Annotated in this window: 7 protein-coding genes; 6 read left to right on the top strand and 1 reads right to left on the bottom strand. The window is 32.8% G+C overall.

Annotated elements, in window-relative coordinates:
- Nucleotides 1-335 precede the first annotated feature (335 nt).
- The 3 genes from CD113_RS12130 to CD113_RS12120 all read left to right on the top strand — a co-directional run bounded on the left by CD113_RS12130 (nucleotide 336) and on the right by CD113_RS12120 (nucleotide 2,797).
- A complete protein-coding gene (locus CD113_RS12130) occupies nucleotides 336-755 on the top strand; it encodes a MarR family winged helix-turn-helix transcriptional regulator (protein WP_002464358.1) in 420 nt (139 codons plus the stop codon).
- Nucleotides 756-863: 108 nt separating this feature from the next.
- On the top strand, nucleotides 864-2,219 hold the full coding sequence (mepA, locus tag CD113_RS12125) for a multidrug efflux MATE transporter MepA (protein ID WP_002464357.1): 1,356 nt from the start codon (nucleotides 864-866) through the stop codon (nucleotides 2,217-2,219).
- A 140-nt stretch (nucleotides 2,220-2,359) separates the two neighbouring features.
- A complete protein-coding gene (locus CD113_RS12120; RefSeq protein WP_002464356.1) occupies nucleotides 2,360-2,797 on the top strand; it encodes a MepB family protein in 438 nt (145 codons plus the stop codon).
- Between the two features lie 74 nt (nucleotides 2,798-2,871).
- Here CD113_RS12120 and glpT read toward each other — a convergent pair whose 3' ends face one another.
- Complete coding sequence (glpT, locus tag CD113_RS12115) at nucleotides 2,872-4,230, bottom strand: glycerol-3-phosphate transporter (RefSeq protein ID WP_002464355.1); 1,359 nt, start codon at nucleotides 4,228-4,230, stop codon at nucleotides 2,872-2,874.
- Between the two features lie 258 nt (nucleotides 4,231-4,488).
- On the opposite strand from glpT, the gene CD113_RS12110 reads away from it, so the two are divergent.
- The 3 genes from CD113_RS12110 to CD113_RS12100 are packed head-to-tail and all read left to right on the top strand — an operon-like array spanning nucleotide 4,489 to nucleotide 7,069.
- Nucleotides 4,489-5,415, top strand: a complete 927-nt coding sequence (locus CD113_RS12110; RefSeq protein ID WP_002464354.1) for a VOC family protein — start codon at nucleotides 4,489-4,491, stop codon at nucleotides 5,413-5,415.
- Between the two features lie 13 nt (nucleotides 5,416-5,428).
- Nucleotides 5,429-6,490 carry an LLM class flavin-dependent oxidoreductase gene (locus CD113_RS12105; RefSeq protein ID WP_002464353.1) on the top strand — a complete coding sequence of 354 codons (1,062 nt, stop codon included), beginning with the start codon at nucleotides 5,429-5,431 and terminating at the stop codon, nucleotides 6,488-6,490.
- A 12-nt stretch (nucleotides 6,491-6,502) separates the two neighbouring features.
- Nucleotides 6,503-7,069 (top strand): NADPH-dependent FMN reductase, encoded by a 567-nt coding sequence (locus CD113_RS12100; protein ID WP_002464352.1) that lies wholly within the window; start codon nucleotides 6,503-6,505, stop codon nucleotides 7,067-7,069.
- Nucleotides 7,070-7,258 lie beyond the last annotated feature (189 nt).

Here is a 7,258-nt window from a genome sequence, read left to right as displayed (position 1 = left end):
GTTTATTTCAAAATTAATAACGAAAAAGACAATTTCTATCAATTTTCAATAGAAATTGTCTTTTTTTACTTAAACCTAGAACTTAATGTCCCAGGCTCGTTTAACGTTTCATATTAGTTATGTTGTTCTTTGTGGCGACCTTTTAAAGCGATAGCAACGCCACCAATAATAATGATGAATAAAATAGAACCAATGAGACCTAGATATTTCACAGCAATACTGGCAATTTATAAATTTTTAACGATATATCGAAAAAATATTAGAAAAAGTGTTGACATATGTTTTAGCGAGGTATATATTTAGTTAGACTTCTAACGAAAGAGGTAATGAATGCTATGGAAATGACATATTCGTATTTATTTAGAATGTTGAGTCATGCAATGAAGCAGAAAGCTGATCAAAAGTTAGAGCAATTTGATATCACCAATGAGCAAGGCCACACGCTTGGATATTTATATGCGCACCAGCAAGATGGTTTAACTCAAAATGATATCGCTAGAGCATTGCAACGTAAAGGACCGACAGTAAGTAATTTACTGAGGAATCTTGAGCGTAAAAAACTTATATATCGCTATGTTGATGCTAAAGACACACGTAGTAAAAATATTGGGTTAACTACTGCAGGAATTAAGTTAGTAGAAGCTTTTACATCTATTTTTGATGAAATGGAAACAACGATGGAAGCACAATTTACTGCTGAAGAGAATGAACAAATGAAGAAAAACTTAACTAAGATGTTATCAAGTTTACAATAATAGATTAAGTGACTGTTTGAACAGTCGCTTTACTTAACACTATATAGTTAGATATCTAATTATTAGTAAGCTAACAATTAAATTAACTATTTTAAGGGAGTATAGACAATGAAAGACGAACAATTATATTATTTTGAAAAATCACCTGTGTTTAAAGCAATGATGCATTTCTCATTACCAATGATGATAGCTTCATTATTAAGTGTGATTTATGGGATTTTAAATATTTATTTTATTGGCTTTTTAAATGATAGTCACATGATTTCAGCGATTTCTTTAACATTACCAATATTTGCATTATTAATGGGATTTGGTAACTTATTTGGAATTGGTGCTGGAACATATATTTCTCGTTTGTTAGGCGCTAAAGATTATAGTAAAAGTAAATTTGTAAGTAGCTTTTCAATTTACGGTGGTTTAATTCTGGGTATTATCATTATTATTGTGACATTACCTTTTAGTGATCAAATCGCTTCATTACTAGGTGCTAGAGGGGAAACGTTAGCATTAACTAGTAATTATTTAAAAGTAATGTTTTTAAGTGCTCCATTTGTTATTTTATTCTTTATTTTAGAACAATTTGCACGTTCAATCGGTGCGCCAATCATTTCGATGATTGGTATGCTTGCTAGTGTTGGTTTAAATATTATTTTAGATCCAATCTTAATTTTTGGTTTTCATTTAGATGTTGTAGGTGCTGCTTTAGGGACAGCAATTTCAAATGTTGTAGCAGCATTATTCTTCATTATCTATTTTATTAAAAATAGTGATGTGGTATCTGTAAATATTAAATTTGCTAAACCGAATAAAGAGATGTTAGTTGAAATTTTTAAAATTGGTATTCCAGCATTCTTAATGAGTATTTTAATGGGCTTCACTGGTTTAGTATTAAACTTGTTCTTAGCTCATTATGGTAACTTTGCAGTTGCAAGTTATGGTATTTCATTCAGATTAGTACAATTTCCTGAATTAATTATTATGGGGCTTTGTGAAGGGGTAGTACCTTTAATTGCTTATAACTTTATGTCAGATAAAGGTCGTATGAAAGATGTTATTAAAGCGGTTATTTCATCTATTGGTGTTATCTTTGTTATTTGTATGATTGCAGTATTTACAATTGGACATCATATCGTAGGTTTATTCACTACTGATCAAGAAATTGTTGATATGGCAACATTTATTTTAAAAGTTACAATGACATCATTATTACTTAATGGTATTGGTTTCTTATTTACTGGTATGTTACAAGCGACTGGTCAAGGTCGTGGTGCAACAATTATGGCTATCTTACAAGGTGCTGTTATTATCCCTGTACTATTCATTATGAATGCATTATTTGGATTAACTGGTGTGATTTGGTCATTACTTATTGCAGAAACAATTTGTGCCTTAGCTTCAATGTTAATTGTTTACTTATTACGTGATCGTTTAACAGTTGATACTGCAGAACTAATCGAAGGATAAAAATATAAATTAAGCATTTCTAACTCGATATTGTATGGGTTGGAAATGCTTTTTTGTGCCGATATGAATCATATCTTTAGTTTAATCATTAAATCTAGTATGATTAAGTTGTTAAATATGTAGAATAGGAAATGATATAGTTGTATCACTCAATACGGCTTTTACAACAATTTTTAGAAACGCGTATGGATTTAGATATTATCAAAGAACGATATAATCAAGATTATGAAGCGGCAATATTTAATTATAATAACAACAGTTATCGTAGTAGAATGGCCAAGAAGACACCTACCAAAGAAGGGGACTTTGTAACGTGTTGGACGAAAGGTGATAACAATCGTAATCGTCCATTTAATATAAATGAGACAACTGATTATTTGGCTATAGTTGTTGCAGATCATACTTTAAAAGGGGTCTTTATATTTCCTAGGCAATCATTAATAGACTATAGTATTTGCACGACAGAAAAGAGACAAGGGAAAATGGCCTTTCGTGTTTATCCCAAATGGTGTCACAATTTAAATAACACAGCATTGAAGACGCAACAATGGCAAAGTACATATTTTTATCAAATTTAAAAGTCATATGATGTTCTATAGACACTTCGCTAATAACAAGTGTACAAAGAAGTCATATGACTTTTGTTGTAATATTAATGTTGCACGGTATCTTGACCTACTTTATTCCAAGTTAGAATGAAACTTAACATAGCAAGAATACTAATAACTGTTAATAAAATAAAACCAACGTTCCAACCGAAATGATCAACGACAACACCCAAGACTGTATTGGCCATCGAAGCACCAAATAGGTAACCGAATAAACCAGTTAATCCAGCAGCTGTTCCAGCAGCTTTTTTCGGTACATAGTCTAAAGCTTGTAAACCGATTAACATCACTGGTCCATAGATTAAGAAACCAATGGCGATAAGAGATAAATTATCTAACCAAGCGTGACCAGGAGGGTTAAGCCAATAAATTAAGACGAAAATAGTTACACCTAACATAAAGAAGAAACCTGCTGGACCACGACGTCCTTTGAATAATTTGTCTGAAATATAGCCACATAATAATGTGCCAGGTATACCTGCCCATTCAAAAAGGAAATAAGACCAACCTGATGATTTTAAATCGAATTGTTTTTCTTCACTTAAATATACTGGTGCCCAGTCAAGTACACCATAACGTACGAAGTAAACAAAGATATTAGCAAAGGCAATTGCCCATACCCATTTATTGTTGAGTACGTACTTGAATAGAATTTCTTTCGTCGTTAATTCTGTTTCTAATGTCTCTTTGTTGCTAGTAGTGAAGTCATTTTTATAGTATTCGATTGGAGGTAATCCTTGAGATTGAGGTGTATCTCTAATTAGTAAATAAGAAATAAATGCCACGATAAGGGCTAATAAAGCAGGATAAATAAATACACCTTCGAAGCCTTTTAAATAACCGAAACTATATAAGCCAGTCATCGTAATTCCCCAAGTCGCAATTGGAGCCATTAACCCACCACCGACATTATGTGCCACATTCCATAGGGCAGTCTTACTACCACGTTCACTGACACTAAACCAATGAACCAGCACACGTCCAGATGGTGGCCATCCCATTCCTTGGAACCAACCATTTAAGAATAAGAGTATAAACATAATTGTAATACTTGATGTGAAGAAAGGTACAAAACCTAATAATAAGTTAACAATTGCAGTCAGTACCAAACCGAGTACTAAAAAGACACGAGCGTTACTCCTATCACTTACAGTTCCCATAAAAAATTTACTGAAACCATATGCAATAGAAACAGCTGATAAAGCAAGACCAAGTTCACCTTTAGAGAAACCTTGTTCTTGTAATGCGAGCATAGCTAATGAAAAGTTCTTTCGTAATAAATAGAAACCAGCATAACCAATAAAGATTCCTAAAAAGACTTGGAGTCGTAAACGTTTATAAGTAGCATCTACTTGATCATCTGGCAAAGGTTTAATATGCTTTGCCGGTTTAAGAAAATTCATAACATCCTCCTTATATGTATGTATATTCAAATTTATATGCGACAAATCTATAATATATAGCTGTGTAACCGTTGTCAATGTGATTTCAGACAGATCGTGTGCTGGTTTTAGTAGGAAATGATGAAAATTATATTTATACAATTAATTGTATGGTTGGAAAAGTGAAGTATAGAAATGTCTCTCTATAGTAAGAAGTGTAGTAAAAGGTTGCTATTTTTATATACCTAGTATAAAATATATATCAAAAGGAGTGATCGCATGAATGTAGTTGGACACCATCATATTTCGATGTATACGAAAGACGCACAACAAAATAAAGATTTTTATACTAATGTGTTAGGTTTGAGGCTCGTTGAAAAGTCAGTTAACCAAGACGACCCATCAATGTACCATTTATTTTATGGTGATGAAGTTGGTACTGCTGGTACGATTTTAAGCTTTTTTGAAATACCTAATGCTGGACAAAAAAGACAAGGTACGGAATCAATTTATAGATTCGCTTTATTAGTACCTAGTAACGAGGCACTTGATTATTTTGAAGCGCGTTTAGAGCAATATCATGTTCATAGCGAACGACTAATATATTTAGGACAACAAGGTCTTACCTTTAAAGATAGTGATGATTTAGAAATTATATTGTTAGTGAATGATGATTATGACATTCCACATGCTTGGCAAAAGAATAGTTATAGTGATGTGCCACAACAATACCAAATTTTAGGTATGGGACCTGTAGAATTAAGAGTAAGAGATAGTAAAAGAACTATAGCTTTCTTAGAAAATGTGTTAAATTATCATCAACGTGATAACTTTGAAGAAACAGTATTAACTGTCGTAGACAATGGATTATATTCTGACTTTGTAGTGATTGAACAGGCTGGTGAACGTGTCAGACCAGGTCGTGGCTATATTCATCATATAGCTGTGAATACACCTAAAGATAGTGATTTAGATGCAATTTACAAAGAAATACAACAACAACCACAAAATAATTCAGGTATTATTGATCGCTATTTCTTTAAATCATTATATTTCAGACAAAACTCAATTATGTATGAATTTGCTACTGAACAACCTGGATTTACAGTTGATACATCTGTAGAAGCATTAGGGCAAACATTAAACTTACCAGATTTTCTAGAAGAGCAACGCGTTGAAATTGAAAGTAACTTACATGAAATTTAAAGGAGCATCTTAAATGGCAAAATTAGAAATGAATAAAAATACGCCGCTTGAATTTGGATTATATTCTTTAGGGGATCATTTATTAAATCCTCATAAAGGTGAAAAAATTAGTTATGAACAACGTATTAATGAAATTATCGAAGCAAGTAAGTTAGCTGAAGATGCTGGTATTGATGTTTTTGCAGTTGGTGAAAGTCACCAAGAACACTTTACAACACAAGCACATACAGTAGTATTAGGTGCAATTGCTCAGGCTACAAGTAAAATTAAAATTTCCAGTTCTTCTACTATCATTAGTGCGACTGACCCTGTTCGAGTATTTGAAGATTTCGCGACATTAGATTTAATTTCGCATGGTAGAGCAGAAGTCGTTGCTGGTAGAGCTTCAAGAACAGGGATCTTTGAACTGTTTGGTTATGATTTAAAAGATTATGATGAACTATTCGAAGAAAAATTAAACTTATTATTAGAATTAAATAAAACGGATCGTATTACATGGTCTGGTAAACATCGTCCTGATTTAAGAAATATGAAGATCTTCCCAAGACCTATCGATGACACTTTACCAATATGGCGTGCAGTGGGTGGACCACCAGCAAGTGCGATTAAAGCTGGGAAACAAGGTGTTCCAATGATGATTACGACACTTGGTGGTCCGGCAATGAATTTTAAAGGTTCTGTCGATGCTTACCGTCAAGCAGCTACAGAAGCGGGATTTGATGCGTCACCTGAGTCATTACCTGTAAGTACAGCAAGTTTATTCTATACAGCTGATACAACACAAGAGGCCATGCGTGAATTCTACCCGCATTTAAATACAGGTATGTCATTTATTCGTGGTGTAGGTTATCCAAAACAACAATTTGCTAATTCACCAGATTATCGTGAAGCATTAATGGTTGGTAGCCCTCAACAAATCATTGAAAAAATATTATATCAACATGAATTGTATGGTCATCAAAGATTTATGGCACAATTAGATTTTGGTGGCGTGCCGTTTGATAAAGTGATGAAAAATATTGAATTGATAGGTAATGAAATTATTCCAGCTATCAAAAAACATTTAACTAAATAGGAGCGTTAAACTATGAATATTGTTTTATTATCTGGTTCAACTGTAGGTTCTAAAACGAAAATTGCGATGGATTATTTGAAAAGTGATTTAGAAGCAATGAATGAAGGTCACAATATTGAATTGTTAGATTTACGTGATCTTGAGTTAGAATTTAGTGAAGGAAAAAATTATTTAGATACAACCGGTGATGTTTACACTTTAACAACAGCATTGATGCAAGCTGATGTCATCTTTATCGGCTTTCCAATCTTCCAAGCATCAATTCCTGGTGCATTAAAAAATGTCTTTGATTTACTTCCAGTCAATGCATTTAGAGATAAAATTGTGGGCATTGTAACGACAGCAGGTTCAAGTAAACACTATTTAATTCCAGAAATGCACTTGAAACCAATTTTAAGTTATATGAAAGCACATACGATGCAAACATATGTCTTTATAGAAGAACGAGATTTTTCAAATCAACAGATCGTTAATGATGATATTATTTTTCGCTTGAATGATTTAGCACAATCAACGATGCGTACAGCTAAGATACAGCAACAATTAATTGCAGAAGAAAATGATAAATATGATTTCTAAAAGATAACAAAAAAGACGTTCGGCACACTAAAAAAGTGATGACCGAACGTCTTATTATTTTAGGTTCTCTCCCAAATTGGACTGATACATAATTATTTTTTAAGCCTCGCTTTCCTAGGGTGCTGTCTCAGCCTACCCCAACTGGCAATACTTGTAGAAACTGATTAAATCAGTTTCTCTGTGTTGGGG

The organism is Staphylococcus simiae (assembly GCF_002902085.1).
GTDB classification, from domain to species: Bacteria; Bacillota; Bacilli; order Staphylococcales; family Staphylococcaceae; genus Staphylococcus; species Staphylococcus simiae.
This window is presented reverse-complemented; position numbering and strand designations above follow the sequence as displayed.

What these genes read in the sequence shown, in the direction of transcription:
- CD113_RS12100 (WP_002464352.1), top strand. Translation starts at nt 6,503, where the DNA reads ATGAATATTGTTTTATTATCTGGTTCAACTGTAGGTTCTAAAACGAAA.
- glpT (WP_002464355.1), bottom strand. Translation starts at nt 4,230, where the DNA reads ATGAATTTTCTTAAACCGGCAAAGCATATTAAACCTTTGCCAGATGAT.
- CD113_RS12110 (WP_002464354.1), top strand. Translation starts at nt 4,489, where the DNA reads ATGAATGTAGTTGGACACCATCATATTTCGATGTATACGAAAGACGCA.
- mepA (WP_002464357.1), top strand. Translation starts at nt 864, where the DNA reads ATGAAAGACGAACAATTATATTATTTTGAAAAATCACCTGTGTTTAAA.
- CD113_RS12105 (WP_002464353.1), top strand. Translation starts at nt 5,429, where the DNA reads ATGGCAAAATTAGAAATGAATAAAAATACGCCGCTTGAATTTGGATTA.
- CD113_RS12130 (WP_002464358.1), top strand. Translation starts at nt 336, where the DNA reads ATGGAAATGACATATTCGTATTTATTTAGAATGTTGAGTCATGCAATG.